The 26265-nt window shown below is 65.8% G+C and carries 26 protein-coding genes; 22 read left to right on the forward strand and 4 right to left on the reverse strand.

Going from position 1 to position 26265, the window contains the following annotated elements; translation table 11 throughout:
• The first annotated feature begins 117 nt into the window (after positions 1–117).
• The gene (locus G6N15_RS15420; protein WP_083088841.1) at positions 118–1395 is read left to right on the forward strand and encodes an ATP-binding protein; all 1278 of its coding nucleotides are present in this window, start codon (positions 118–120) and stop codon (positions 1393–1395) included.
• Between the two features lie 12 nt (positions 1396–1407).
• Here G6N15_RS15420 and G6N15_RS15425 read toward each other — a convergent pair whose 3' ends face one another.
• The gene (locus G6N15_RS15425) at positions 1408–2469 is read right to left on the reverse strand and encodes a hypothetical protein (protein ID WP_083088842.1); all 1062 of its coding nucleotides are present in this window, start codon (positions 2467–2469) and stop codon (positions 1408–1410) included.
• Between the two features lie 15 nt (positions 2470–2484).
• Positions 2485–2796: a hypothetical protein gene (locus G6N15_RS15430; protein ID WP_083088843.1), complete on the reverse strand. Its 312-nt coding sequence runs from the start codon at positions 2794–2796 to the stop codon at positions 2485–2487.
• A gap of 160 nt (positions 2797–2956) precedes the next feature.
• Here G6N15_RS15430 and G6N15_RS15435 point away from each other — a divergent pair, with 160 nt between their 5' ends.
• The 16 genes from G6N15_RS15435 to G6N15_RS15505 all read left to right on the forward strand — a co-directional run bounded on the left by G6N15_RS15435 (position 2957) and on the right by G6N15_RS15505 (position 18176).
• Positions 2957–3415 (forward strand): hypothetical protein, encoded by a 459-nt coding sequence (locus G6N15_RS15435; protein ID WP_083088844.1) that lies wholly within the window; start codon positions 2957–2959, stop codon positions 3413–3415.
• Between the two features lie 420 nt (positions 3416–3835).
• Positions 3836–4891 carry an NADH-quinone oxidoreductase subunit B family protein gene (locus G6N15_RS15440; protein WP_083088845.1) on the forward strand — a complete coding sequence of 352 codons (1056 nt, stop codon included), beginning with the start codon at positions 3836–3838 and terminating at the stop codon, positions 4889–4891.
• A 39-nt stretch (positions 4892–4930) separates the two neighbouring features.
• Positions 4931–6730: a nickel-dependent hydrogenase large subunit gene (locus tag G6N15_RS15445; RefSeq protein ID WP_083088848.1), complete on the forward strand. Its 1800-nt coding sequence runs from the start codon at positions 4931–4933 to the stop codon at positions 6728–6730.
• A gap of 3 nt (positions 6731–6733) precedes the next feature.
• Positions 6734–7648 carry a NifU family protein gene (locus G6N15_RS15450; RefSeq protein WP_083088849.1) on the forward strand — a complete coding sequence of 305 codons (915 nt, stop codon included), beginning with the start codon at positions 6734–6736 and terminating at the stop codon, positions 7646–7648.
• Complete coding sequence (locus tag G6N15_RS15455) at positions 7645–8268, forward strand: DUF5947 family protein (RefSeq protein ID WP_083088850.1); 624 nt, start codon at positions 7645–7647, stop codon at positions 8266–8268. The genes G6N15_RS15450 and G6N15_RS15455 overlap by 4 nt, the downstream gene beginning before the upstream one ends.
• Entirely contained in the window at positions 8265–8906 is a 642-nt protein-coding gene (locus tag G6N15_RS15460; protein WP_083088852.1) for a DUF6084 family protein, read from the forward strand. The genes G6N15_RS15455 and G6N15_RS15460 overlap by 4 nt, the downstream gene beginning before the upstream one ends.
• Positions 8903–10255 (forward strand): hypothetical protein, encoded by a 1353-nt coding sequence (locus tag G6N15_RS15465; protein ID WP_083088853.1) that lies wholly within the window; start codon positions 8903–8905, stop codon positions 10253–10255. Before G6N15_RS15460 ends, G6N15_RS15465 begins: the two co-directional genes overlap by 4 nt.
• Positions 10246–10365, forward strand: coding sequence for a DUF6893 family small protein (locus tag G6N15_RS23840; RefSeq protein ID WP_372506549.1), 120 nt, complete (start codon positions 10246–10248; stop codon positions 10363–10365). The genes G6N15_RS15465 and G6N15_RS23840 overlap by 10 nt, the downstream gene beginning before the upstream one ends.
• A 177-nt stretch (positions 10366–10542) precedes the next feature.
• Positions 10543–12915 carry a carbamoyltransferase HypF gene (hypF, locus tag G6N15_RS15470; RefSeq protein ID WP_083088855.1) on the forward strand — a complete coding sequence of 791 codons (2373 nt, stop codon included), beginning with the start codon at positions 10543–10545 and terminating at the stop codon, positions 12913–12915.
• On the forward strand, positions 12912–13628 hold the full coding sequence (locus tag G6N15_RS15475; RefSeq protein ID WP_083088856.1) for a HypC/HybG/HupF family hydrogenase formation chaperone: 717 nt from the start codon (positions 12912–12914) through the stop codon (positions 13626–13628). The genes hypF and G6N15_RS15475 overlap by 4 nt, the downstream gene beginning before the upstream one ends.
• Positions 13625–14287 carry a D-sedoheptulose-7-phosphate isomerase gene (locus G6N15_RS15480; protein WP_083088858.1) on the forward strand — a complete coding sequence of 221 codons (663 nt, stop codon included), beginning with the start codon at positions 13625–13627 and terminating at the stop codon, positions 14285–14287. The genes G6N15_RS15475 and G6N15_RS15480 overlap by 4 nt, the downstream gene beginning before the upstream one ends.
• Positions 14287–15399, forward strand: a complete 1113-nt coding sequence (gene hypE, locus G6N15_RS15485) for a hydrogenase expression/formation protein HypE (RefSeq protein ID WP_083088859.1) — start codon at positions 14287–14289, stop codon at positions 15397–15399. The genes G6N15_RS15480 and hypE overlap by 1 nt, the downstream gene beginning before the upstream one ends.
• A 72-nt stretch (positions 15400–15471) precedes the next feature.
• Positions 15472–15744, forward strand: a complete 273-nt coding sequence (locus G6N15_RS15490) for a HypC/HybG/HupF family hydrogenase formation chaperone (RefSeq protein WP_083088860.1) — start codon at positions 15472–15474, stop codon at positions 15742–15744.
• A 15-nt stretch (positions 15745–15759) separates the two neighbouring features.
• Complete coding sequence (hypD, locus tag G6N15_RS15495) at positions 15760–16896, forward strand: hydrogenase formation protein HypD (RefSeq protein WP_083088862.1); 1137 nt, start codon at positions 15760–15762, stop codon at positions 16894–16896.
• The gene (locus tag G6N15_RS15500; protein WP_083088864.1) at positions 16893–17639 is read left to right on the forward strand and encodes a DUF6390 family protein; all 747 of its coding nucleotides are present in this window, start codon (positions 16893–16895) and stop codon (positions 17637–17639) included. Before hypD ends, G6N15_RS15500 begins: the two co-directional genes overlap by 4 nt.
• 48 nt (positions 17640–17687) lie before the next feature.
• Entirely contained in the window at positions 17688–18176 is a 489-nt protein-coding gene (locus G6N15_RS15505) for a flavin reductase family protein (RefSeq protein ID WP_083088865.1), read from the forward strand.
• Between the two features lie 24 nt (positions 18177–18200).
• Here the strand turns inward: G6N15_RS15505 and G6N15_RS15510 are convergent, their stop codons facing one another.
• Positions 18201–19313, reverse strand: coding sequence for a PQQ-dependent sugar dehydrogenase (locus G6N15_RS15510; RefSeq protein WP_163748095.1), 1113 nt, complete (start codon positions 19311–19313; stop codon positions 18201–18203).
• Between the two features lie 197 nt (positions 19314–19510).
• On the opposite strand from G6N15_RS15510, the gene G6N15_RS15515 reads away from it, so the two are divergent.
• Positions 19511–20362, forward strand: a complete 852-nt coding sequence (locus G6N15_RS15515; protein ID WP_083088097.1) for a DoxX family protein — start codon at positions 19511–19513, stop codon at positions 20360–20362.
• An 11-nt stretch (positions 20363–20373) separates the two neighbouring features.
• On the opposite strand, the gene G6N15_RS15520 is transcribed toward G6N15_RS15515, so the two are convergent.
• Complete coding sequence (locus G6N15_RS15520; RefSeq protein WP_083088098.1) at positions 20374–20775, reverse strand: PH domain-containing protein; 402 nt, start codon at positions 20773–20775, stop codon at positions 20374–20376.
• 361 nt (positions 20776–21136) lie between these two features.
• Here G6N15_RS15520 and G6N15_RS15525 point away from each other — a divergent pair, with 361 nt between their 5' ends.
• From G6N15_RS15525 to serA, 4 genes are all read left to right on the forward strand, one after another.
• Positions 21137–23002, forward strand: a complete 1866-nt coding sequence (locus G6N15_RS15525; RefSeq protein WP_083088099.1) for an acetolactate synthase large subunit — start codon at positions 21137–21139, stop codon at positions 23000–23002.
• A complete protein-coding gene (gene ilvN / locus G6N15_RS15530; RefSeq protein WP_083088100.1) occupies positions 23002–23508 on the forward strand; it encodes an acetolactate synthase small subunit in 507 nt (168 codons plus the stop codon). The genes G6N15_RS15525 and ilvN overlap by 1 nt, the downstream gene beginning before the upstream one ends.
• 29 nt (positions 23509–23537) lie before the next feature.
• Entirely contained in the window at positions 23538–24539 is a 1002-nt protein-coding gene (ilvC, locus tag G6N15_RS15535) for a ketol-acid reductoisomerase (protein ID WP_083088153.1), read from the forward strand.
• 118 nt (positions 24540–24657) lie between these two features.
• Positions 24658–26244: a phosphoglycerate dehydrogenase gene (gene serA / locus G6N15_RS15540; protein ID WP_083088101.1), complete on the forward strand. Its 1587-nt coding sequence runs from the start codon at positions 24658–24660 to the stop codon at positions 26242–26244.
• Positions 26245–26265: the final 21 nt, after the last annotated feature.

Raw genomic sequence — 26265 nt, forward strand, 5'->3', positions numbered from 1 at the left:
CCACCCGAATGGGTGGTTTGTCGCGGCGCTGATTGCTGCAGCGTGTATTCCTTCTTGTCGGCGCGCCGTTGCGCACAGGCCGACGCCGGTCATGCACGTATCAGGAGGTAGCACGCGATGCCTCCGTGGCGCCTCCGCGACTTTCACGACGACGACCTCGACCAAGCGATTTCGGTCTGGGACACCAGCCGCCAGCCAGGTGAGTCATCGCCGGTGTTTCCGATCTCCGAGGTGGTCTCGTCCGCCAGGTCGGGTCAGCCCGCTGTGGTCGCCGTCGTCGGCGACGAGCTTGTCGGCATCGCCGTGGCCCAGCACCACGGTGAACGCGCGTGGGTTTCGATGGTCGGACTCAGCAACCGATGGCGCAATCGGGGCATTGGCAGCGCGCTGCTGGCCGAACTGGAACTGCGGCTGCGCTCGCTTGGTGTGCGGCGGATCGCCGCGCTGCTGCCCCCGGATGCCACGGGGACGACAGCGCTGCGCAATTCCGGGTACCACGAGCGGACCGAACTGGTGTATTTCGAGAAGGTCGACCCTGTCGGCGCGGCGGACGCAGGGCTGCTGGCCGAGCTGGGTGGGCAACAGATGCCCCGGGGACTGTGGCAGGCGATGGCCGGCATGGAGAACGAGAAACAGATCATCGAACGCCGGATTGTGCTGCCGTTGACCGAGCCGGACGTCGCCGAGCAGTACGGAGTCTCACCGCCCAAGGCGGTGATCTTGTTCGGGCCGCCCGGGACCGGCAAAACCAGCTTCGCCAAGGCCGTCGCCGGCCGACTTGGCTGGCCGTTCGTCGAGCTTTTCCCCTCTCGGTTGGCCGCCCCCGAGGTGGCCATGGCCAGCGCGCTGCGGGAAGCCTTCACGACGCTGATGGAACTGGAAGCCGTCGTGGTCTTCATCGACGAAGTCGAAGAGATCGCCGGATCCCGCTCCGGCGTGCCATCCGATCCTGCGCACGGCGCCACCAACGAGCTGCTGAAGCTGATCCCGGCGTTTCGCCAGCGAGACGAGCGGCTGCTGATCTGCGCAACGAACTCGGTGCATTTACTCGATACCGCGTTTCTGCGGCCCGGCCGATTCGACTACATCATTCCGGTCGGACCGCCGGATGCCACCGCGCGCGCCGCGATCTGGACCAGATACCTCGGCCAGTCCGCCGGCTGCGTCGATGTCGGGGCACTGGTCCAGGCCAGCGAAATGTTCACCCCGGCCGACATCGAGTTCGCCGCCCGTAAAGGGGCGCAGTGCGGCTTCGACCGCGAGATCGAGTTTCGTCGCGGCGAGCCGGCCTGCACACAGGACTATCTCGGGGCGATCAATCAGACCCGCCCATCGCTCACCGAGGCCATGCTCACCGAATTCTTCGACGATATCGAGCAGCACACCCGGCTCTGACGCGACAGCCGATCACCAAGGAGGCGGTGCGGCGCCCCTGCCGAAGCCCCAGGTCGACTGTCCCAGCCTCGGCTTCTGGCGATCTTGAGGTGGATGAGGCCGAAATTGCGCTGCCAGAATAGGTTCCGCATCGGTGCCCGCGGTCAAGGCCAGACACGGCGCGCCGAATTCACACGACTGACAATGGCGGTCGAACGTCGGGTAAATCGCCGGCGCGTTGCACATGTCGATTGCCTCGGCCGCGATCAGCATGCCGACCGCGCCGATCTCGGTGCGGCTTCGGCGAATGCGGGTTCGTCGCAGCAGGCCGGCGGTGCGCTGCTGGACGCGGCCGGGCGCGTCGGGTCGCGATGTGCGGGCGGTCAACCGCCTGTGTTGCGGGATCGACCGGCCACCACCGCTGCCCTCGCTTTGGCGGACCCGTTGTGCCGCGCCGGGATCCGGCGAGGGCAGATCGAGCGGACCGCTGAGACGTACCTCGTTGTGGATGGTGCCCGAGATCTCCATGCCCAAGTACTCCTGCTCCCAGGCCCAACATTGCGCGACGGCCGACTCGTCGCGAATCAGCATCTCCAAGTCCTGCCATTCATCATCAATCCGATGGCAAACCACCCAGTATTCGTCTGCAGCGTCGACGACGAGCAAATCGATCCGGCAGGCGTAGATCACCGCAGAGCCGTCGGTGCTTTGCAAGCCCCGTTCCGGGTCGCGCGGATCGGGCAGCAACCCTTGGACCTCGTGTTCGACCTTGACCGGCGCGAAGTCGTCGATCGTGCTCGCCCAGGCGTCGTAGGTGTCGAGCAGCGCGTCCGCGGTCGGTAGCCCGTGCGCCGCGTCAGCTTCGTCCAGAGAACGTCTGGCGGCCTTATGCACCAGCGATTGCTTCAACTCGTGGGGCCAGTCCCAGGTGCCGGGGTAGTAGTAGACGGCCAGCGCATCTTTGAGCGCGGCCGGCACGGCGGGAGCCGTGACGTGGACGGGCTCAAGACCACGGCGGTGCGGCGAGGCGAAATCCCATTGCCGCCGACACCGTTTGAATCGGGCGCGGTCGTCTGGACTGATTCGGTACTGCATGGTGCGGACCGTTGGTCAATGAAAGTGGGGCCACGGTTCGTCGACCGGCCAGCGACACCGGTCAGTGTGCGAAGCCATCGACTCCAGCTCGGCGAGCAGGTCGTCGAAAAACGCCTGCAGTTGTCCTCGATCGTCTAGCGGCCATGCCGCGGAGAATGACATCCAGGCGTCGGGCTCGGGTTTGGCCGATGGCCGTAAATCGGCGGTCTCGCTGCCGAACGGCACGATGCACCAGTCATATTCGTCGGCGCGCCGCTCGAGATACACGACGTTATCGCGACCGGGGCGTGCCGCCTCGATCGAGGCGAACAGCTCGTCACGCTTCATAGTGCGCCCCGCCGGTACAGCATAGCTCTGCGGCGTCGCCGTCCGAAAATTTCGCCTGCACATGGGCAATTCGGATCCGGTTTGGGCCGGATAGCCGGGGGTACCCGCCACTGGTGATCCGGCTGCGTGGTGTGTGCGCGGCGGGTCATGAGGAGGAGTCATGGAAGAAACCACACCTGGCGGCCAGCTGTCGGAGGAGCCGCAGTCTGAACGCGGCGAAACCGGATCGCGCGACACCGGCTCGGAGCCGAGTGGTGGACCTACCGACCGGCCGGAGGGCGCGGTACCACAAGAATCGGTCCCCTCGCACGGCGGGACGGAGGAGGCCCAAATTGGCGGCACCGGAACTCTGCCTCCCCAGGGCAGCGAGCCGGCCATGCCGCCCTATGAGGGACGACAGACCAGCGCTAAACCAACCGGTGAAGGTGCTGAAGGGGGCGTCAAACCCGTTGAATCGTCGTCATACAAGGCTTCCGCACCGGGGAGCGGCGAAGGTGGCGCAACGGCATCACCCGGCGATCACCAGCCCGCGGCGGAACAACCCGAGACGGACCTAGACGACGACCGGGTCGGCCCGGCGCACACCACAGGCACCAGTCGGGGTGAGGACCGGCTCTAAGCCGCACCGCCGGCACTTATACCGGCACTTATAACTGAGCCATCAACACCGGCGCCGTTCGAGAGCAACCGGCGTTCCGGCGCCGAAGGATGCCTGGCGACGATTTGCGGGTCCTTCACGAAACCGCGCCAGATGCAAATCGCTTGCATCACAACCAGTTGCAAGTGATTGGCAGGACGGCTGGTGCTTGGCTTACCTGCACTCGGACATGAGCGGCTGCGGTTGACGGCTCAGAATACTCTGCGGCGGGCCAAAATTGACGAAAAACGAGAAGCTTCGGAAAGGTTATCCGGATTTGCTGGCAGACCGTTGACAACGCAAGTTTGTGCGAGTAGACCCAAAAATTAGCGCCGCGTAAGCGGGCCGACGGTCGACTCCGGCGGTGTTAGGGACCCCAGCCCGGCCCCGGAAAGCTGCGGTATGCCAACGGAAGCAGCAGTCAAAGCAGAAGAAACCCTGATCCATGTGCTGTGGATCAACGCGGGCCTGAGTTGCGACGGTGATTCGGTGGCGTTGACTGCCGCCACCCAACCCAGCGTCGAAGAGATCGCGCTCGGCGCGCTCCCCGGGTTGCCCAAGATTGCCGTGCACTGGCCGCTGATCGACTTCGAATGTGGGCCAAACGGCGGCGCCGACGACTTCCTCGAGTGGTTCTTCAAGGCCGACCGGGGTGAGCTCGAACCGTTCGTGCTCGTCGTCGAGGGCTCCATTCCCAACGAGCAGATAAAAGAGGAAGGGTATTGGTGCGGGTTCGGCAATAACCCCGCGACCGGTCAGCCGATGACGACCAGTGAGTGGCTCGACCGACTCACACCGAAGGCGACCGCGGTGGTCGCGGTCGGCACCTGCGCCACGTATGGCGGCATCCACGCGATGGCCGGTAACCCGACCGGCGCGATGGGCGTCCCTGACTACCTGGGCTGGGACTGGAAAAGCAAGGCGGGAATCCCGATCGTCTGTGTTCCCGGTTGCCCCATTCATCCCGACAACCTCGCAGAAACCCTGACCTACCTGCTCTACATGGCAACCGGGCAGGCGCCGATGATTCCGCTCGACGACGCGCTTCGCCCGAAGTGGCTCTTCGGTAACACCGTGCATGAAGGCTGTGACCGCGCCGGCTACTACGAGCAGGGCGATTTCGCCACCGAGTACGGTTCGCAGAAATGCATTGTTAAGCTTGGTTGTTGGGGGCCTGTTGTCAAATGCAATGTGCCCAAGCGCGGTTGGATCAACGGTATCGGCGGTTGCCCCAACGTCGGTGGGATCTGCATTGGATGCACCATGCCGGGGTTCCCGGACAAGTTCATGCCGTTCATGGATGAGCCGCCGGGGGGCAAGGTCTCGACAACCGCGTCGGGGTTGTATGGCTCGGTCATCCGCAATCTGCGCGGAATCACCGGCCGCACCGTCGACAAGGAGCCGCGCTGGCGGCGCAAGGGAACAGAACTCACTACGGGCGCCCGCCGCACTTGGTAGTCCGGGCGTACAGACCTCACCTCAAGAGAGAGAAGTTCGATGACAACGATCATTCCCGAGCCTTCCCAGGCTAAGCGCGAACCCGGCCAGCTGGTCGAGATGGCGTGGGATCCGATCACCCGGATCGTGGGCAGCCTCGGCATCTACACCAAGATCGACTTCGACAACAAAGAAGTGGTGGAATGCCACTCCACGTCGTCGATCTTCCGCGGCTACTCGTTGTTCATGAAGGGCAAGGACCCGCGCGACGCGCACTTCATCACCAGCCGCATCTGCGGGATCTGCGGTGACAACCACGCCACCTGCTCGTGTTACACGCAGAACATGGCATACGGCGTCCAGCCGCCGCATCTGGGCGAGTGGATCGTCAACCTCGGTGAAGCTGCGGAATACATGTTCGACCACAACATCTTCCAGGAGAACCTGGTCGGAGTGGACTTCTGCGAGAAGATGGTCTCCGAGACCAATCCCGGTGTGCTGGCGAAAGCCGAGAACACCCCGGCGCCGCATGCCGACATGCACGGGTACAAGACGATCGCGGACATCATGCGATCGCTCAACCCGTTCTCCGGCGAGTTCTACCGCGAGGCATTGCAAACCAGCCGGTACACCCGGGAGATGTTCTGCCTCATGGAAGGCAGGCACGTCCATCCGTCCACGCTGTACCCGGGTGGTGTCGGCACCACCGCCACCGTTCAGTTGATGACCGACTACATGACTCGACTGATGCGCTACGTCGAGTTCATGAAGAAGGTCGTGCCCATGCACGACGACCTGTTCGACTTCTTCTACGAGGCGATCCCCGGTTACGAGAAGGTCGGTCTACGCCGCACGCTGCTGGGCTGCTGGGGTTCTTTCCAGGACCCCGAGTACTGCAACTTCTCCTACAAGGACATGGAGTCCTGGGGCCGCAAGATGTTCGTCACACCGGGTGTGGTGGTCGACGGCAAGCTGGTCACCACATCGCTGGTGGATATCAACCTGGGCATCCGAATCCTTTTGGGCAGTTCGTATTACGACGACTGGAACGACCAGGAGATGTTCGTCAAGACCGATCCGCTCGGAAACCCGGTGGACCGTCGGCACCCATGGAACCAGCACACCAACCCGCATCCGCAGAAGCGGGACATGGACGGCGGCAAGTACAGCTGGGTGATGTCACCGCGATGGTTCCACAACGGTGACCACTTGGCGCTGGACACCGGCGGCGGGCCGCTGGCCCGGCTGTGGGCGACCGCGCTGGCCGGCCTGGTCGACATCGGCTACGTCAAGTCCACCGGTCATTCCGTGCAGATCAACCTGCCCAAGACCGCGCTGAAGGGCCCGGTCGAGTTGGAGTGGAAGATTCCTCAGCACGGGTCCAACACGATCGAGCGTGACCGGGCGCGCACCTACTTCCAGGCCTACGCGGCGGCCTGCGCGTTGCACTTCGCCGAGAAGGCGCTCGCAGAGATCCGGGCCGGGCGTACCAAGACCTGGGAGAAGTTCACCGTGCCCGACGAAGCCATCGGCTGCGGCTTTACCGAGGCGGTGCGCGGCGTCTTGAGCCACCACATGGTGATTCGCGACGGCAAGATCGCCAACTACCACCCGTACCCGCCGACGCCGTGGAACGCCAATCCGCGCGACGTCTACGGCACGCCGGGACCCTACGAGGACGCGGTGCAGGGCCAGCCGATCTTCGAGGAGAACGACCGGGAGCACTTCAAGGGCATCGACATCATGCGCACGGTGCGCAGCTTCGACCCGTGCCTGCCCTGTGGTGTGCACATGTACCTGGGCAAGGGCAAGACACTGGAGCGGCTGCACTCGCCGACGCAAACCGCTACCGGGGAGTGATGCATGCAAGATCGCCCCGAGGAGCTCGAGGGGGATGCGCGATGGCGTACGGCGGGCGATCGTATCCAGACGCTGCTGGACGCCACGTCGGCGGGCGGGGCCGCCGCACGTGAGCGTGCCGAGCAGCTGGTCCGGGAGGTAGTCGAGCTCTACGGCGCGGGTTTGGCCCGGATCGTGGACATGATCGGCGATCCGGCGCTTGTCGACCGACTGGCGACCGACGACTTGGTGGCCAGCCTGCTGCTGGTGCACGGCCTGCATCCGCACGACGTCGAGCGGCGGGTCTCTGATGCGCTTGACCGGGTGCGGCCGTATCTGGGTTCGCACGGCGGCGACGTGCATCTGCTCGACATCGTCGGCGACACCGCTCGATTGCAGTTCTCCGGAAGCTGTAAGAGCTGTCCATCCTCAGCGGTGACACTGGAATTGGCCGTCGAGGACGCCGTGCGCGCTGCTGCGCCCGAGATCGTGTCGATCGAAGTCGTTGCGGCCGAGTCTGATTCATCGGCAGGCATGATTCCGGCCGAATCGCTGCTGGCCAGAGTGCACGCGAACGGGGCAGCGCCGACGGCGTGGCACCAGGTGCCCGACTTGGCCGAACTCGCCCCCGGTGAAGTCGGCGGCTTCCGCGTCGCGGACTTGCCCGTGCTGGCCTGCCGAGTCGGCGAGCAGCTCTACGCCTACCGCGACCACTGCCCGGTGTGCGCAGGATCGCTGGCCGGCACGGCGCTGCACCATTCGGCCGGCACCGGTGAACCGGTGCTGCGCTGTCCGCGATGTCACAGCCATTTCGACGTCGTGCATGCGGGCGCCGGGCTGGATGATCCAGCGGCACATCTCGATCCGATCCCGCTGCTGGTCCGCGACGGGGTGCTGTCGCTGGCGGTGCCTGTGGAACCGATGGGCGCACCGGCATGACCAATCCGTATGACGTGCTCTCGCGCATCACTAGCCGGCGCACACCCGAACCAGTGGGCCAGCGCTGCGAAATGTGCTCCGAATCCATCGCCGACACGCACCAACACGTCGTGAATGTGGCCGGCCGGCAATTGATGTGCGTGTGTCGCGGCTGCTATCTATTGTTCACCGACCAGAAGGCCGAGCTGAAGTACCGCGCGGTGCCGGACCGCTATCTGGCTTTCCCGGACTTCAAGTTGGACCGCCGCACATGGGAGGCGCTGCAGATCCCGGTCGGGATGGCGTTCTTCTTCCGCAACTCGGTGCTGGATCGCATGGTCGCGTTCTATCCCGGACCGGCGGGCGCATGCGAATCCGAACTCGATCTCGACGCCTGGACCGCCATCAGCGCTGACGAACCCCGTGTCGGCCTGCTCGCCGACGACGTCGAAGCGCTGCTGGTGCGCGTGCCCGAGATCGGTGAACCGATCTGTTACCTGGTGCCGATCGACGCCTGCTACGAGTTCGTCGGGAACCTGCGCCAACTGTGGCGCGGCTTCGACGGCGGACAGGAAGCCCGCGAGTTTATCGACGCTTTCTTCGCCACGCTCGCCGCCCGCAGTGTGGAGCGACGACCATGAGCGACTTCTCGTTCAAGGTCGCCGACGTGGTTCCAGAGCCCTACGCTGTCACCCCGACGCTGACCGCGCGGGTCGGCATCTGTGCGCCGGACGACGAACCAGTGCACGCGATCGCTCTGCGCTGCCAGGTGCGCTTCGAACCGTTGCGGCGCAGCTATTCCGACGAAGAGGCCGGCGGCCTCACCGACTTGTTCGGGCCACGGGAACGATGGGCAACCACCCAGCGCACCTTCCTGTGGCAGCACTGCGCGGCGATGGTGCCGGGATTCACCGGGGCCACGGAGGTGGCGCTTGGGCTGCCGTGCACCTACGACCTCGAGATCGCGGCGGCCAAGTATTTCCACGCATTGCGCGACGGTGCGGTGCCATTGCAGTTCCTGTTCAGCGGAACGGTATTTACGGCGGGTGAGCGCGGCTTTTCTGTGCGGCAAGTGCCGTGGGATTGCGAGGACCGCTACGACATGCCGGTCGCGGTGTGGCGGGATCTGATCAGCCGACACTACCCGAACAGTGGATGGGTGCGGTTGTCTCACGACACGGTGTCCGCGCTGGCCGCCTACAAGTCGGCGCAAGGGTTCTTGGATCTGGATGACGCGGTGTCGGCGCTGCTGGCCGCGGCTCGCGAGGAGGTTCCATGACCGCGAACTGGGACCGCGCCCGCAGCGTCGCCGACGCCGTGCTCTATGAAGGCTATCTGCTGTACCCGTACCGCGCGACGTCCGGCAAGAACCAATCCCGTTGGCAGTTCGGCGTTCTGGGGCCGCCCGGTGCGGCTGCCGCGGGGATCGGCGAAGACGACCGCATGTCGGCGCAGTTTGTCGTCGACAACGCGGACGCGGTCAAACTGGTCCTGCGCTTTCTGCAACTGCAGCATCGTAGCGCCGAGCGCGACACGGGTTGCCGACGCTACCAACCCGTCGACGAGCTGACGACCTCGGCCGGGTCGTGGCTGTCCTGGGATGAGGCGGTCGAATGCGAGGTGAGTTTCGGTCCTTTCGAGTTGGCTGAGCCGCCAGGGACGTGGACGCTGCCGGTGACCGTGGCGGCGGGCACCGACATCGAAGCGGTCGGCGGCGGCCGGCTGGTGCGCAGCAGGCAGGAGATCCATGCGTCGCTTACCGTGGGCGTCGAACACGACGACGGCCTGGACCGTGTCAGCCTCACCGTGCAGAACACCGGTGCAACGGCGGCAGACAAAGACGATGCGATCGCCAGATCCCTGATCGGTACCCATATCATTGCGGAAGCCGTTGGCGGCAAGTTCGTTTCGCTGCTCGAGCCGCCCGAACGCGCCGTCGCCGCGGTAGCACGCTGTGAACAGCACCGGTGCTTCCCGGTGCTGGCCGGCCCGCAGGGTGAACACGACCTTCTGTTGATCTCGCCCATCATTCTCTACGACCATCCGGAAGTCGCCGAGCAGAGCCAAACCGCGCTCTATGACGCTACCGAGATCGACGAGATCCTCACTCTGCGGGTGATGACCATGACCGGAGAAGAGAAGGCGCAAGCGCGCGCTACCGATCCGCTGGCAGCCCAGATCATCGACCGCTGCGACGCGATGTCACCGGAGGCGATGCAGCGCCTGCACGGTGTGCTGCGCGATCCGCACCCGGCTACCGCTGAAACGCGGCTCATCCCCGAGATACCCGAGGGCGTCGAGTGGTGGGATCCTCTGGCCGACAACGCGGTCCGCCCAGAAATTGACGCCGTTCTGGTCAACGGTGTCCGAGTGGCGCGGGGCAGCAGGGTACGGCTGCATCCGGGGCGCCGCGCCGACGCACAAGACCTCTTTTTCGCCGGCAAGACCGCTCGTGTGACGTCGGTGCACGAAGACGTCGACGGCAACCAGCATGTCGGCGTGGTTGTCGAGGAGGACCCGGCGGCAGACCTGCACGACTGGTACGGCCGCTACCTCTACTTCTCTCCTGACGAAGTAGAACCGCTGGATTCGCGACACACTGAAGAAAGGAAAGCGACATGGAGATAGTCGGTTGGATCGCCATTGCGATCGTGGCGCTTGTCGTTTTGGCGGGGGTGGTGATGGGACTCATCTCTCTTCCGGACGCGCGTCGCTACCTCAGGATTCGGCACATGTAGCAGTCTCGGCCTCGTCTCGCGTATCGCTGGCGCGACTAGGATGAGTTCAACGGGCGTGTTAGTCCGTGCCGAACGAAACGGTGTGATCCCGACGTGTGCTAATCGGTGGATGAACCCGAGCGGCAGGAAGGTCCAGCCGCCCGGCTGCCGTGTGCGAGAAGCCGCTTGGTGGTCGAAATGACCGACACGTTGCTGCGCTCGGAAACCGTTCGGCAGCGGTTCACCGTGACCGGTGTGGTCCAAGGTGTCGGGTTTCGTCCCTTCGTCCACCGGATCGCCACCGACCTGCACCTGGCCGGGTTTGTCGGGAACGACTCGGGCGCGGTCTTCGTCGAGGCGCAGGGATCGCGGCCAAGCTTGGCCGAATTCGGTCGGCGATTGCGCACCGACGCACCACCGCTGGCGAACATCAGCAACGTCGAAGTCGTCGACATCGAAGCCACAGACGACACCGGATTTCGCATCGTGGAAAGTCAGACGGTCCTCGGCGCCACCACGCCGATCCCGCCCGATATCGCGGTGTGCGACGACTGTGTCGCCGAGCTGTTCGACCCCACCGACCGCCGCTACCGGCATCCCTTCATCACCTGCACCAACTGCGGGCCGCGGTTCACCATCATCCGAGCGTTGCCGTACGACCGGCCGACAACCACGATGTCGGCGTTCGCCATGTGTGAGCGCTGCGCCGCCGAATACCACGACCCGGCCAACCGGCGATTCCATGCCCAGCCGATCGCGTGCCCTGACTGCGGGCCGTCGCTGTGGTTTTCGTCTGTCTCTGAACGAGTGGACGGACCCAATGCCGCACTGGCCGCGACGCAGCGGGCACTGGCCGCCGGTGCCGTCGTCGCGATCAAGGGAATCGGCGGCTATCACTTGGCGTGCGCCGTCGACGACGAGTCGGCGGTCATCGGCCTGCGCGCACGAAAGGCGAGGGGCGCCAAGCCCTTTGCCATGCTAGTGCGCGACCTCGGTGTCGCCCGCCGTTACGCCAGAATCGACCACACCGAGGCCGCGATCCTGTCCAGCCCGGCCCGCCCGATCGTGTTGCTGCGGCGACGCCCCGACGCACCGGTCGCCGGCGCCGTTGCACCCGGCAGTCCGCTGCTAGGGCTGATGTTGCCGTACTCGCCGATCCATCACCTGCTGCTCGCCCCGGTCCCCGGCGCGGACGAACCAGTGCCGGATGCGCTGGTGCTCACCAGCGCCAACCGCTCCGACGAGCCGATCTGCTTTACCGAAGACGATGCGGCACAACGACTCTCGCTCCTCTGCGATGCGGTGCTCGACCACGACCGGCCGATCCACGTGCCCTGCGACGACTCGGTGGTGCGCGTTGTCGACGGTCGCGAACTGCCGATCCGCCGATCCCGCGGCTACGCGCCGCTACCGGTCGACATCGGCCGACAAGGCCCGGCCGTCCTCGCCGTAGGCGGCGAACTGAAGAACACCTTCTGCCTCACCGACGGCCCGCGCGCATTCATGTCCGGCCACATCGGCGACATGGCCACCCTGGAGACGCTGCGGGCCTTCGAGCGCGCAGTCGGTCAACTCAGCGAAATTCGTGGTGCGCCAATGCGATTAGCCGCCGACCTGCATCCGGGGTATCAGACCCGCGCCTGGGCCGAGCGGCATGCCGGCGGCCGTCCGCTGGATCTCGTCCAGCACCACCATGCCCATGTCGTGTCGCTACTGGCCGAACACGGCCGCCTCGGCGAACCTCTCATCGGTGTTTCCTTCGACGGAACCGGCTACGGCACTGACGGAACCATCTGGGGCGGTGAGGTTCTAGCCATCGGGTCCGACAGCCACCGCTTTACGCGGGCCGGGCACCTGCTGCCGGTGCCACTGCCTGGCGGCGATGCCGCGGTACGCAACCCCTGGCGGATGGCGCTATCTCAGCTGTGGGCGGCTGGCATCGGCTGGACTCCCGACCTTGCCCCGGTCACCGCGGCCACCACCGCCGAATTGCGCTTGACCCGTTCGCAATTAGACAGTGGTGTTGGTTGTGTGCCGTGTTCGAGCATGGGGCGGCTATTCGACGCCGTCGCCTCGTTGCTGGGTGTGCGGCATCGCATCGACTACGAGGCGCAGGCCGCCATCGATCTCGAGGTACTGGCCGAGACGGCAGGCGAGACGGTGGCGGAGTTGCGGTTCGATGTACTGCCCGACGGGCTGATCGACCCGACCGGGATGGTGCGTGCGATGGTGTCGGCGCTGCGCGCCGGGGCAACGCCTGCTGCGTTGGCGGCGGGCTTCCACGAGGCGGTCGCGGTCGCCGTCGCCGAGGTGGTCGGTCTGGTCGCGGGCGACGTGCGCTTGGTAGGCCTCACGGGTGGGGTATTTCAGAACGTGCTGCTGGTGACTGCATGCCGGCAGCTGTTGCAGCAGGCGGGATTCGAAGTGCTGACCCACCACACGGTTCCGCCCAACGACGGTGGGCTGGCGCTCGGTCAGGCCGCGGTCTCCGTCCTGGCTGCACTGGATGGCGCGCGTAGCGAGTCTGCGGAAGGCAACGGTGTTGGTGACAAGGAGGTGGTACGGCAATGACTACCACCGCGATTGACCGCGGCCTGGGCGCCGACCTGACGGCCGATCTGGCCGCTACCGCGTTCACCTTGGCCAAACGGTTCGCAGCCGGCGCCACCATGTGGTCCATCGCGCCCGGTTGGGAGCCGCACGCCCTACATATCGCGGTCGAGTTCATCCATCCTGTGATCGTCGGCAAGCGGGCACTGCCAGCCGTGGCGATCACCGGTCCCGACGTCGTCGACGTGGTCCGGGTATCGGTGCGCCCCGGCGACATCGTCGTCGCGGTGTCTGGCGCCCACGACCATCAAGTCCGCTCGGTGATGCGCCGCTGCCCGGCATGGGGTGCCACCACCGTCTGGATCGGCAGCGGGGAGCGGCCTCGGGCCGGCATGGCCGATCATGTGCTCTGGCTTGACGATCCCGATCCGCGCGTTCCCGCGACCGGAGGTTTCGTGCTGTTCTACCACCTGCTGTGGGAGCTCACCCATGTCTGCTTCGAGCACCCCGGGTTGCTGAAGCAGGAAGGCGCCGAAGATGTTTGCGTCACCTGCAGCGACGAAGGCCGGCTCGGGGAGGTGCTCGCCCCGTCGGCGGAAGGGTTGGCCGAGGTGCGCACCGCCAAGGGGATCGAGACCGTCGCCACCACACTGGTCGAGCCGGTCGCTGTCGGTGATCTGGTGCTCGTGCACGCCGGGACTGCGATCAGCAAGCCTGACGAGGACGTGCCATGAGCGAAGAACCCACGAACTTCCTGTACCCGTTCATCGACGCCCAGGAGAACGACTCGACGTCGCTGCTGGCCGACCTGACCGCGTCAGCGCGAGCCAAGGCGGCGGAAAGCCTTGCGCTGCGCCGCTCCACGCTGGACGAAAATGTCGAACTGCTGAGCACCGCAGCCACCGAAATGGCGCGTCGCTTCGCCGAGGGTGGGCGATTGTTCACGTTCGGCAACGGCGGAAGCTGCACCGACTCCACCACACTGGCAAGGCTTTTCGCCCGCCCGCCGATCGGTACGCCGCTGCCGGCGTGGTCGTTGACCGCCGACCAGGCGATCTTGACCGCACTCGGCAACGACGTGGGCTTCGAGCTGGTGTTCGCCCGCCAGTTGATCGCCCGCGCCAAGCGGGGAGACATCGCGATCGCGATGTCGACCAGCGGCAGCTCGCCCAACCTGATGGCCGGATTGCGAGAAGCGCGCCAGCGCGACATGTACACGATCGGGTTCGCCGGATACGACGGCGGCGCGTTCGCGAAAAGCGAGGATGTCGATGCGTGCTTCGTGGTCCGGTCCCAGAGCGTGCACCGGATTCAGGAGTCACAAGCCCTGTTGGGCTACGAGCTGTGGTTAGCGGTGCACGAACAGATGGCTGGACAGCGAGCGGAGGCCTGATGAGCAAGCCGGCAAGCGAATACCTCTCGTCGGGACCACGTTTCGCCGAGGGCGAGGTGATCGAGCGCATCGAATCGTTCCGCAGGCGCCGGCCGCGGCTGCTCGACGACCACATCACGCTTGCGCACGGAGCCGGCGGAAAGGCCTCGGCTGCCCTGGTCGATGCCGTGTTTATGGAAGCCTTCCGTAATCCGCTTCTGGCGTCGCTCGGCGATGGCGCCGTGCTCAGCTTACCGAGCGGCGAGCGGCTGGTGCTGTCGACTGATTCGTTTGTGGTGCAGCCCAGGCGGTTTCCGGGCGGGTCGATCGGGGAACTGGCGGTACACGGGACCGCCAACGACTTGGCGGTGGCAGGCGCTGTGCCGCAATGGATTTCGGCGGCATTCGTCTTGGAAGAGGGTTTCCCGATCGCCGAGCTCAAGGACATTGTCGCCGACATGGCGGCGGCGGCGGCCCAGTCGGCTGTGCAGATCGTCACCGGGGACACCAAGGTGGTGCCCAACGGGGCAGCTGACGGGCTATTCATCACGACAACCGGGGCCGGCGTCATTCCATCGGGGCGGCGACTGTCTGCGCAGTCCGTTCGCCCCGGCGACAAGGTGTTGTTGTCGGGTTCCATGGGCGATCACGGTATGGCGGTGATGCTGGCCCGCGGTGATCTGGCGATCGAGGCCGATATCTGTTCGGACACCACGTCAGTGAGCCCGTTGGTGGAAGTGCTGTTGGCGGCTGCGCCGTCAACCCGCTGGCTGCGCGACCCGACCCGGGGCGGGGTGGGCACGGTGTGTAACGAACTGGCGCAGGCCTGTGGTTTGGGGGTGGTGCTCGACGAGGAGCGGCTCCCGGTGCACCCCATGGTCAGCGGCGCGTGTGAGCTGCTGGGCATCGACCCGTTGTATGTCGCCAACGAAGGCAAATTCGTCGCTGTGGTCGCGCCCGAGGAAGCGGATGTCGCGCTGTCAGCGTTGCGGTCACATCCGCTGGGGGCCGAGGCGGCCGAGATCGGGCAGATCGTCGCGGAGCCCGCGGAAACGGTGGTGGTGCGCACCGGGTTCGGCGGTACCCGCATTGTCGACATGCTGGTCGGTGACCCGTTGCCGCGGATTTGTTGAAGAACGTGGCGATCGCAAGCGCGGCGAAGCCGGGCGCAGCGGGTCGCCACAGAAAAGAAATAGGAGCTCACCATGTGTCTTGGAATTCCGGGGCGGATCGTCGAAATCACCGACGCCGACAACTACTTGGCGAAGGTCGATGTCAGCGGCGTACAGCGCACAATTAGCGTGCGGCTGCTCGAGAACGATACGCCGCAACCCGATGACTGGGTGCTGGTGCACGTCGGCTTCGCGATGGCCAAGATCGACGAAACCGAAGCACTACTCACGTTGGCGGCGGTCAAGAAGATGGGCGACGCGTACGCCACCGAGATGGAAGCTTTCGACTCAACCGCGATCGTCTGACCGGAAGGCCTTGCTATGAAATTCGTCGACGAGTTCCGTGACCCGGCGGCCGCCCGCAAACTGTTGGTCGCGATCAAGCACTTGGCTGGGGAGCGCGACCATTTCAAGTTCATGGAGGTGTGCGGCGGCCACACCCACACGATCTATCGGCATGGCATAGAACACTTGCTGCCTGAGAACGTCGAGCTGGTACACGGCCCCGGCTGCCCGGTGTGTGTGATCCCGATGGGCCGCATCGACGATGCGATGTGGCTGGCCGAGCAGCCCGACGTGATCTTCACGTGTTTCGGCGACATGATGCGGGTGCCCGGTTCGAAAGGCAGCCTGTTGGATGCAAAGGCGCGCGGTGCCGACGTGCGCTTCGTCTACTCGCCGCTCGACGCGCTGAAGATTGCGCTCGACAAGCCCGACAAGCAGGTGGTGTTCTTTGCCATCGGCTTCGAAACCACGGTTCCGTCCACCGCGGTCACTCTGGTGCGCGCCCGCGAACTCGGTTTGAAGAATTTCAGCGTGTTCTGCAACCACGTTACGATCGTGCCGCCCATCAAGGCGATCCTGGAGTCACCGGATCTGCGGCTGTCCGGCTTCATCGGGCCCGGGCATGTGTCGACGGTCGTCGGCAACCGGCCATATCGGTTCGTGCCGGAGGTGTACGGAAAACCGTTGGTGGTGTCCGGGTTCGAGCCGCTAGACATCCTGGCGTCGGTGGCGATGCTGCTGACTCAGATCCGCGAGGGCCGCTGTGAGGTGGAGAACCAGTATTCGCGGGTGGTGCCGGAAAACGGCAACCCGGCCGCGCTGAAGCTGATGAGCACAGTGTTCGCGCTGCGCCCGCACTTCGAATGGCGTGGGCTGGGCTTCATTTCGCAAAGCGCCTTGCGGCTTTCCGACGACTTCGCCGATTTCGACGCCGAACTGCTTTACGCGATGCCGGGGGTGCGAGTCGCCGACCCGAAGGCCTGCCAATGCGGTGAGGTACTCAAGGGAGTGCTGAAGCCCTGGGAATGCAAGGTTTTCGGTACCGCGTGTACTCCGGAGACGCCGATCGGCACCTGCATGGTGTCCCCGGAGGGCGCGTGCGCGGCCTACTACAATTTCGGGCGGATGCATCGCGATGCCATCAAGCTCGTGGGGTCGTCGGGACGGGCATGACAGCACCTGCGGTGGTCGCGCGCGGGGCGGAGATGTTCGCCCGCTACGCCTATGCGCCGAACGCGCTGGGCTATTGCGGCCCGCCCTTGGGAGCCACGCTGCGGGACGGCTCAGTGGACGAGGTGCGCGATGCGGCGACGAAATTCTCCGGCGCGTGGCCTTATTTGCAGGTGCTGTCGAGCATGACCGGGATCGATGACCCGCTCGACTACCGGCTGGTCGAGTCGTATTGGCTGGGTGGCGGTCTCGGCGCGGGGCTGGACCCGGCGCAGTTCGTGGATGAGCTGCTGGCAATAATCGGCCCGCAGGCGGGCCGCTACTGGTCGCATCTCGGGCCGGATTTGGTTGATGAGGCGGCAGCCAACCACTGCTTCCACGTGTTCGGCATTTATCCGTGGTCGCGGCTGCTGGGCCGCGGACTCGACGAGCACCCGTTGAGTGTCCTCGACAATTGCCGAATCACCTGGGGCACGGTGCTTTCCCGTAACGGCGACGGCATCGAGGTGTCGTGCCGGGAGCTGGCATGGGACGGTCGCGCGTTTGGGTTGTCCGAGCCGGCGGCGCGTCGACTGGAGGTGTGGGCCGACGGATACAGCGCGGTACCCGATGTGGCTGTCGGCGACGAGGTCGCGATCCACTGGGGTCGGCTGTGCGGCCGGCTGCAGCCCGACCAGATCGAGGCGTTGGCCGACAGCACGGTACGCCAACTGGATGTGACCAACCAGCGGCTCGCGCGGATGTAGACGCGCTTGGCGGCAACAATTTCTTGCCCGTCAGTCCATGATGATCGGATGGGCGACGAATCTTTCGACCGACTGGTCGCGATGCTGGACTACACCATGTACGTGGTCACCACGCAGGCCGGGGGCCATGCATCCGGGTGTCTGGTCGGCTTCGCGACCCAAACCAGCTTGCAGCCACCCCGATTTCTCGTCGGGATTTCCAAGCGCAACCACACCTTCGGGGTGGCCTGCCAATCCGACTATCTCGCCGTGCATCTCGTGGCACGCCGCCACATCGAGTTGGCTCGGCTGTTCGGAAGCCAAACCGGTGATCGGATCAACAAATTCGAGCACTGCTCCTGGTTCAGTGGGCCCGAGGACATGCCCATACTCGACGACGCGGCGGCCTGGTTTGTCGGCAAGACACTGAGCCGCATCGATCTCGGCGATCATGTCGGTCACCTGCTGGAGCCGGTCAGTGCCTATGTCTGCGAAACGTCCGAGGACCTAGTCAGTTTTTCCGACGTCGTCGACCTCGAACCCGGCCACGAAGCGTAAGGCGCGCTGTACCTGACTATCCGGCTAGGTCTTGTCGTCGTTGCTGCGCGGGAAGCCGCCGCCCTGCGGGAAGAGCGGGAACACCACATCGTCGAGCTTCTCCGCGTCACCGGCGGTCTTGTTGACCGTCGCGCCCCAAACGTTTCCGTCCGGCGCCATCCGCACCGCCCAGGCGTGGGCGTGGGTGTCCTGGCGGACGACTTCTGGTTCACCGGTGACTGCACCGGTCGCCGGAGCAAGATGCACCGCCACCGTTTGCTTCGTGTTGATCAGGTTGACCAGGACGGTGCCGTCCAGGGCCGCGCACCCGGCGACGCCGGGCCGGTTGGGCCAGGTCCACACGGTCGAAACTCGCGAGTCCCGCGAGATCCGCTGCAACCGGTCGGCGGTCGGTCCGCGGTCGAGAACGTAGAGCGAACCGTCGACGGGATCGGTGCACAGCCCGCCGCCTGAGCCGATGCCAGTGAGGGCCGTGGTCGGCGGGGCCTGGTTGAGTGTCGTCGGCTGTTCGATCCGAATCACTTTGCCGGCCAGCGACCCCGGGTCGGCGGCCGCCGCGGGGTTACCGGCATCGCCGGTCAGCACCACCAACGTGGTTTTGCTGGTGAAGTGCAGCGCGCCGGTGTTGCCGGTGGCGCCCTTCGGAATGCCGGTCAGGATGTCCTTGGGAATGTCACCGTCAGCGATGCGGATGACCCGGTTGTCGCTGGGCGTGCTGACGTAGGCGTACATCAGTCGGTCTTGGGAATACGTCGGCGACAGCACGATGTCCATCAGCCCGCCGTCGCCGGACGGGTCGACCGGGATGACGGTCTTGACCTTCGGCTCGGCGCTGACCGACACCTCCTTCACCGCACCGGTAGTGCGTTCGGCAACCAGCGCCGACTTGCTGTCCGGGAGCATGATCAGGCCGCTGGTGCTCTCCAGGCAGCCCTGCATCACGCCCGGCGCCGGACACTGCTTGGGGAACGGTTTGGCCGGCAGCGGCGGAGGCGGGGGAGGTGTCGAGGTGGCCGGCGGCCGCCGCTGCGGTTCGGTGGTGAACGGCTGCGATTGGGCGTCGTTGAACCGCGCGCAGCCGCTCGAGACCAGCAGCGCCGCGCACAGCGCGACTTGCAGCGACCGCCGTACCCGCATGATGGCCAGGTTACCGCGCCCGGCCGCACCGCCCGGTTCGTCGTGGGGCCCAGGCCGGCCGGTAGCCACGCCGTGACCACACGTCGCCGACCCGACAGGCCACATCCGGGTCCCCGGGCCATGAAGTGCTGATTAAGTCCGGCGAAAGCGCCGCTCAAATCCCAAATTCAGCGGCAAATGCCCTTACCCTGACACCCGTGACCAGTCAACCGAATGAATCGCATTGGCGACGGCCTGACGATTCCGCTGCGCAGACCCAGGTCCGTCCAGCCTCAGCAAGTCTGGTCGACCCGGAAGACGACATGCCGTCAGCCAACTACGCAGGCGATTTCGAGACCACGACGATCCCGCACTACAGCGCGAGCACCGACGCCGGCAATGCTCGTCGGGTGGGTTCCGGCTTCGGCCTCGGTGGCCAGGAACCGTTGCCATACATCGAGCCGCAATCCAGTGATCGGCACTCTTCATTCGGGGCAGACGAGGCGGCCACCGACGAGGACGACGAGCGGGTCCGCGCCGCGGGCCGGCGCGGTACCCAAAACCTCGGTCTATTGCTGTTGCGGGCGGGGCTGGGCGCGGTGCTGGCGGCCCATGGCCTGCAGAAGCTCTTTGGCTGGTGGGGCGGCGAGGGTCCGACCGGATTCAAGAACTCGCTGTCCGACGTCGGCTACCAGCATGCGGACATCTTGACCTATGTCGCTGCGGGCGGCGAGATCGTCGCGGGCGTGCTGCTGGTACTGGGTTTGTTCACGCCGCTGGCTGCCGCTGGTGCGTTGGCCTATTTGATCAACAGCCTGCTGGCGGACATATCGGCACAGTCCAACGCGAGTGCCTTCCGATTCTTCTTGCCGGGCGGACATGAGTACGAGTTGACGCTGATCGTGGTCGCCGCCGCTGTCATCCTGATCGGTCCGGGCCGCTACGGCTTCGACGCCGGTCGCGGCTGGGCCAGGCGGCCGTTCGTCGGCTCGTTCGCAGCGCTAATTGTGGGCGCCGGCGCTGGCGTCGCCGTGTGGGTGCTGCTCAACGGCGCGAATCCCCTGCAGTAAAGCCGCGCCCATCACGCATACGGGTTGGGCACCCGCCCCGCGCTGGCTTCGGTCAACAACGGCAGGGTCGCGAAGCTGACCGCGGGCAAGCGCAGGTCCTCGCCGCTCTTGAGCTGCGCCCGCGCCCACAAGCCGCGACTGAACCGCAGCCCGTCGATATCGTCCCAGGTCACCCTCCGGCTGCCCAGCAATGTTTGTGCCGTCACGCCGTCGCTGTCGGCGACCGTGCGCAGGCGCACGATCGACGCCGAAAGCAGCACCGGGATCGACAACAGCGGCGCGGTCACCGGCCATGTCAGCACCGGTATGAGCAGCCCGAGCGTGAAGAATCCGACGGCGAAGTGTGCCATCGGCGAAACCTTGATCACCACAGGCGGCGCAGGCGAGGTTTGCTCCGATGGACCGGTAGCCATACGTGCATCATCGCACCGATCGCGGGCCCTCGTTCGCATCGACTGTGGGCCCAGGGCGAGCCTGCCCGGCGTGTCCTCGCCGTCAGCGCACAGCGGATGCCTTAGCCGCACACTGGCAGTAGCGGGGGCGGATTTGACGGCTGACCTGTGCGGAGACTACCGTCGAACGCTGTGGATATGCCCGCAAAACCCAGGATGCTCGTAGTACTTGGTCGGCGCGTTGGTAGCTGACTAGGTTTCGGGCACCAACGCGCAACCCTCGTGCAGCAGCTGAGCTGGCGGGGGTTTTTTGTTGCCCATCCACCGTTCGGCATCCCGAGCACCACAGCAAAACAATGACAACAGGACCAAAGAGGACACAGTGAGCGCACCCACCACCCCGTGGGCGTCAAAGGCCGAGCCGCAGGCCGCCAACGGCGCGCCGAGCACTCGTAAATCGGCATCGCCCGGGGTTCAATCGAAAGCTGTTGCGCCGCAACAGCTTACCGGAGCACAGTCGGTGATCCGATCGTTGGAGCAACTCGACGTAGAAGTCATCTTCGGTATTCCCGGTGGTGCTGTGCTGCCGGTATACGACCCGCTGTTCGACTCGCAGAAGCTGCGCCACGTGCTGGTGCGCCACGAGCAGGGGGCAGGGCATGCCGCCAGCGGCTACGCGCACGCCACCGGCAAGGTCGGGGTGTGCATGGCCACGTCGGGTCCCGGAGCCACCAACTTGGTGACCCCGCTCGCCGATGCGCAGATGGACTCCATCCCGGTGGTCGCCATCACCGGTCAGGTGGGACGTTCGCTGATCGGCACCGACGCGTTCCAGGAGGCCGACATCTCCGGGATCACGATGCCGATTACCAAGCACAACTTTCTGGTCCGCAGCGGCGACGACATCCCGCAGGCGCTGGCTGAGGCCTTCCACATCGCGTCCACTGGGCGTCCCGGCGCGGTGCTTGTCGATATCCCCAAGGACGTACTGCAGGGCCAGTGCACGTTCAGCTGGCCGCCGCGGCTGGATCTCCCGGGCTACAAGCCGAACACCCGACCGCACAATCGGCAGGTCCGGGAAGCCGCCAAGCTGATCGCGACGGCCCGCAAGCCCGTGCTGTACATCGGCGGCGGGGTCATCCGCGGCGAGGCCTGCGAACAGTTGCGCGAGCTGGCCGAGCTGACCGGCATCCCGGTGGTCACCACGCTGATGGCGCGCGGCGCCTTCCCGGATAGCCACCGCCAGCACCTCGGTATGCCGGGCATGCACGGCACCGTCACGGCGGTGGCTGCGCTGCAGCGCAGCGACCTGCTGATCGCGTTGGGCACCCGCTTCGACGACCGGGTGACCGGAAAGCTCGACTCGTTCGCCCCCGAGGCCAAGGTCATCCACGCCGACATCGACCCGGCCGAGATCGGCAAGAACCGACACGCGGACGTGCCGATCGTCGGCGACGTCAAGGCGGTCATCACCGACTTGATCGCCGCACTGCGCCAGCAGGACATCGCCGGCGCCCTCGACCTCGACGACTGGTGGCAGTATCTGCGCGGCGTGCAGGAGACCTACCCCCTGAGCTACGGGCCGCAGAGCGACGGCAGCCTGGGCCCGGAGTACGTGATCGAAACGCTGGGCAAGATCGCCGGGCCAGACGCCGTCTACGTCGCGGGGGTGGGCCAGCACCAGATGTGGGCCGCGCAGTTCATCTCGTTCGAGAAGCCGCGCACCTGGCTCAACTCCGGAGGTCTGGGCACCATGGGCTTCGCTATCCCGGCGGCGATGGGTGCCAAGATCGCTCGCCCGGACGCCGAGGTGTGGGCGGTCGACGGCGACGGCTGCTTCCAGATGACCAATCAGGAGCTGGCCACCTGCGCGGTCGAGGGAGCGCCGATCAAGGTCGCACTGATCAACAACGGCAGCCTGGGCATGGTGCGGCAATGGCAGTCGCTGTTCTACGCCGAGCGCTACTCGCAGACCGACCTGGCCACCCACTCACACCGCATCCCGGACTTCGTCAAGCTGGCCGAGGCACTGGGATGCGTCGGATTGCGTTGCGAGCGTGAAGAAGACGTCGTCGACGTCATCAACCAGGCCCGCGCCATCAACGACCGGCCGGTGGTCATCGACTTCGTTGTCGGCGCCGACGCACAAGTGTGGCCGATGGTTGCGGCCGGCACCAGCAACGACGAGATCCAGGCTGCGCGCGGCATCCGCCCGCTCTTCGACGACCCCGACGAAGGGCACGCCTGATGAGCCCTAAGACGCATACGCTCTCGGTGCTCGTCGAAGACAAACCCGGTGTGCTCGCACGGGTTGCGGCGCTGTTCTCCCGGCGCGGCTTCAACATCGAGTCGCTGGCGGTCGGCGCCACCGAGCAGAAGAACATGTCGCGGATGACGATCGTGGTCTCCGCCGAGGACACTCCGCTCGAGCAGATCACCAAGCAACTCAACAAGTTGATCAACGTCATCAAGATCGTCGAGCAAGACGACGACAACTCGGTGGCCCGAGAGCTGGCGTTGATCAAGGTGCGAGCCGATGCCGGTACCCGCAGCCAGGTCAGCGAAGCGGCAAACCTGTTCCGCGCCAAAATAATCGACGTCTCGCCGGAGTCGCTGACCATCGAGGCCACCGGTACCCGGGGCAAACTGGAAGCGCTGCTGCGCGTGCTAGAGCCGTTCGGTATTCGCGAGATCGTCCAGTCCGGTTTGGTGTCGTTGTCCCGCGGTCCACGCGGTATAGGCGGACCCAAATAACAGTTAAGGAGAAACACGTGGCGGTGGAGATGTTCTACGACGACGACGCCGACCTGTCGATCATCGCCGGCCGCAAGGTCGGTGTCATCGGCTATGGGAGCCAAGGGCATGCGCACTCGCTGAGCCTGCGCGACTCGGGCGTCGAGGTCCGCGTCGGCTTGAAGGAAGGCTCGAAGTCGAGGGCCAAGGTCACCGAGCAAGGGCTGCAGGTCGACACCCCGGCCGGAGTCGCCAAGTGGGCCGACGTGATCATGCTGCTGGCGCCTGACACTGCACAGCCACAAATCTTCGCCGAGGACATCGAACCCAACCTGCAGCCCGGCGACGCGCTGTTCTTCGGTCACGGGCTCAACATCCATTTCGGGCTGATCAAGCCGGCGCCGGATATCACGGTCGCGATGGTGGCGCCGAAGGGTCCCGGCCATCTGGTGCGCCGGCAGTTCGTCGACGGCAAGGGGGTGCCGTGTCTGGTTGCCGTGGCGCAAGATCCGGGCGGCGACGGACTGGCGCTGGCGCTGTCGTACGCCAAGGGCATCGGCGGGACGAGGGCCGGTGTCATCAAGACCACGTTCAAAGACGAGACCGAGACCGACCTGTTCGGTGAGCAGACCGTGTTGTGCGGTGGCACAGAGGAATTGGTCAAGGCAGGCTTTGACGTGATGGTCGAAGCCGGCTATCCGCCGGAGTTGGCCTACTTCGAGGTGCTGCACGAGCTGAAGCTGATCGTCGATTTGATGTACGAGGGCGGCATCGGCCGCATGTACTACTCGGTCTCCGACACCGCTGAGTTCGGCGGCTACCTGTCGGGTCCACGAGTGATCGACGCCGGGACCAAGGAACGCATGCGCGACATCCTGCGGGAAATCCAGGACGGCAGCTTCGTGAAAAAGCTGGTCGCCGACGTCGAGAACGGCGGCAAGCAGTTGGCCGAACTGCGCAAGCAAAACGCCGAGCACCCCATCGAAGTCACCGGCAAGAAGCTGCGCGGGTTGATGAGCTGGGTGGACCGGCCGATCACCGAAACGGCTTGAGTCATTGGGCCACTGGCTTCCCCTGAGATCGACGCTTTTCGTGCGCATCCCGGCGTGTCGTCTGCACAACGTCGATGTCGCGGTTCGGGGCTTCTCTGGACCCTATTAGGCTGGCCGGGTGAGCCTTCCCGTTGTATTGATCGCCGACAAACTCGCCGAATCCACCGTGGCCGCGTTGGGCGATCAGGTCGAAGTCCGCTGGGTCGACGGTCCCGATCGGGAGAAACTGATGGCCGCTGTGCCCGAGGCCGACGCGCTGCTGGTGCGATCGGCCACCACCGTTGACGCCGAAGTGCTGGCCGCAGCGCCCAAGCTGAAGATCGTCGCGCGCGCCGGGGTGGGGCTGGACAACGTCGACGTCGAGGCCGCCACCGCACGCGGCGTCCTGGTCGTCAACGCGCCGACGTCGAACATCCACAGCGCCGCCGAGCATGCACTGGCGCTACTGCTTGCCGCGGCCCGCCAAATCCCGGCGGCCGACGCATCGCTGCGGGGCCACGAGTGGAAGCGCTCGTCGTTCTCCGGAACGGAGATCGTCGGCAAGACGGTCGGGATTGTCGGGCTCGGCCGCATCGGGCAGTTGGTCGCCCAGCGGCTGGCCGCCTTCGGCACCCAGCTGGTGGCCTACGACCCGTACGTGTCGCCGGCCCGCGCCGCCCAGCTCGGCATCGAGCTGACGAGCCTCGACGAGCTGCTGGCTCAGTCCGATTTCATCTCCGTGCATTTGCCCAAGACGCCCGAGACTGCGGGCCTGATCGACAAGGAAGCACTGGCCAAGACCAAGCCCGGCGTGATCATCGTCAACGCGGCACGCGGCGGTCTGGTCGACGAGGAGGCATTGGCCGACGCCGTGGGCAGCGGGCATGTGCGGGCGGCAGGAATCGACGTGTTCGCCAAGGAGCCGTGCACCGACAGCCCGCTGTTCGAGCTGGCGCAGGTGGTGGTCACGCCCCATCTGGGTGCGTCCACCGCAGAGGCGCAGGACCGCGCCGGCACGGATGTCGCCGAAAGCGTAAAGCTCGCGCTAGCAGGCGAATTCGTTCCCGATGCCGTCAACGTCGGCGCCGGTGCGGTCAGCGAGGAGGTGGCGCCGTGGCTGGACCTGGTGCGCAAACTTGGTGTGCTGGCTGGCGCGCTCGCCGACGAGCTGCCGGTGTCGTTGTCGGTGCAGGCCCGCGGTGAGCTGGCCAGCGAAGACGTCGAGGTACTGCGGCTGTCCGCGCTGCGTGGCTTGTTCTCCGCGGTCATCGAGGAGCCGGTGACGTTCGTCAACGCCCCGGCGATCGCCGAAGAGCGCGGCGTTGCCGCCGACATCAGCACGGCGACCGAAAGTCCCAACCATCGCAGCGTCGTCGACGTCCGAGCAGTCGGCGCCGGCGGTTCGGTCGTCAATGTCGCGGGCACCCTGTCGGGGCCGCAACTGGTCGAAAAGATCGTGCAGATCAACGGCCGCAACTTCGACCTGCGCGCCGAGGGCATCAACCTGATCATCAACTACATCGACCGGCCGGGCGCGCTCGGCAAGATCGGCACGCTGCTGGGTGCGGCGGGGGTCAACATCCACGCCGCACAACTGTCGGAGGACGCGGAAGGGCCCGGCGCGACGATCCTGTTGCGGCTGGACCGCGAGGTGCCCGACGACGTCCAGTCGGCCATCGCCGCGGCCGTCGACGCCAACAAACTGGAAGTGGTTGACCTGTCTTGAGACGCGCCGGCGACGGTGCTT

Source organism: Mycobacterium noviomagense (genome assembly GCF_010731635.1).
Lineage (GTDB): Bacteria > Actinomycetota > Actinomycetes > Mycobacteriales > Mycobacteriaceae > Mycobacterium > Mycobacterium noviomagense.

Coding starts and splice junctions, on each gene's coding strand:
- hypF (WP_083088855.1), top strand. CDS start 10,543: ATGACCGACACGTTGCTGCGCTCGGAAACCGTTCGGCAGCGGTTCACC.
- G6N15_RS15450 (WP_083088849.1), top strand. CDS start 6,734: ATGCAAGATCGCCCCGAGGAGCTCGAGGGGGATGCGCGATGGCGTACG.
- G6N15_RS15460 (WP_083088852.1), top strand. CDS start 8,265: ATGAGCGACTTCTCGTTCAAGGTCGCCGACGTGGTTCCAGAGCCCTAC.
- G6N15_RS15440 (WP_083088845.1), top strand. CDS start 3,836: ATGCCAACGGAAGCAGCAGTCAAAGCAGAAGAAACCCTGATCCATGTG.
- ilvN (WP_083088100.1), top strand. CDS start 23,002: ATGAGCCCTAAGACGCATACGCTCTCGGTGCTCGTCGAAGACAAACCC.
- G6N15_RS15505 (WP_083088865.1), top strand. CDS start 17,688: ATGGGCGACGAATCTTTCGACCGACTGGTCGCGATGCTGGACTACACC.
- hypD (WP_083088862.1), top strand. CDS start 15,760: ATGAAATTCGTCGACGAGTTCCGTGACCCGGCGGCCGCCCGCAAACTG.
- G6N15_RS15425 (WP_083088842.1), bottom strand. CDS start 2,469: ATGCAGTACCGAATCAGTCCAGACGACCGCGCCCGATTCAAACGGTGT.
- G6N15_RS15520 (WP_083088098.1), bottom strand. CDS start 20,775: ATGGCTACCGGTCCATCGGAGCAAACCTCGCCTGCGCCGCCTGTGGTG.
- G6N15_RS15510 (WP_163748095.1), bottom strand. CDS start 19,313: ATGCGGGTACGGCGGTCGCTGCAAGTCGCGCTGTGCGCGGCGCTGCTG.
- G6N15_RS15430 (WP_083088843.1), bottom strand. CDS start 2,796: ATGAAGCGTGACGAGCTGTTCGCCTCGATCGAGGCGGCACGCCCCGGT.
- G6N15_RS15445 (WP_083088848.1), top strand. CDS start 4,931: ATGACAACGATCATTCCCGAGCCTTCCCAGGCTAAGCGCGAACCCGGC.
- G6N15_RS15500 (WP_083088864.1), top strand. CDS start 16,893: ATGACAGCACCTGCGGTGGTCGCGCGCGGGGCGGAGATGTTCGCCCGC.
- G6N15_RS15435 (WP_083088844.1), top strand. CDS start 2,957: ATGGAAGAAACCACACCTGGCGGCCAGCTGTCGGAGGAGCCGCAGTCT.
- G6N15_RS15465 (WP_083088853.1), top strand. CDS start 8,903: ATGACCGCGAACTGGGACCGCGCCCGCAGCGTCGCCGACGCCGTGCTC.
- G6N15_RS15480 (WP_083088858.1), top strand. CDS start 13,625: ATGAGCGAAGAACCCACGAACTTCCTGTACCCGTTCATCGACGCCCAG.
- G6N15_RS15490 (WP_083088860.1), top strand. CDS start 15,472: ATGTGTCTTGGAATTCCGGGGCGGATCGTCGAAATCACCGACGCCGAC.
- G6N15_RS15420 (WP_083088841.1), top strand. CDS start 118: ATGCCTCCGTGGCGCCTCCGCGACTTTCACGACGACGACCTCGACCAA.
- hypE (WP_083088859.1), top strand. CDS start 14,287: ATGAGCAAGCCGGCAAGCGAATACCTCTCGTCGGGACCACGTTTCGCC.
- ilvC (WP_083088153.1), top strand. CDS start 23,538: ATGTTCTACGACGACGACGCCGACCTGTCGATCATCGCCGGCCGCAAG.
- G6N15_RS15455 (WP_083088850.1), top strand. CDS start 7,645: ATGACCAATCCGTATGACGTGCTCTCGCGCATCACTAGCCGGCGCACA.
- G6N15_RS15475 (WP_083088856.1), top strand. CDS start 12,912: ATGACTACCACCGCGATTGACCGCGGCCTGGGCGCCGACCTGACGGCC.
- G6N15_RS23840 (WP_372506549.1), top strand. CDS start 10,246: ATGGAGATAGTCGGTTGGATCGCCATTGCGATCGTGGCGCTTGTCGTT.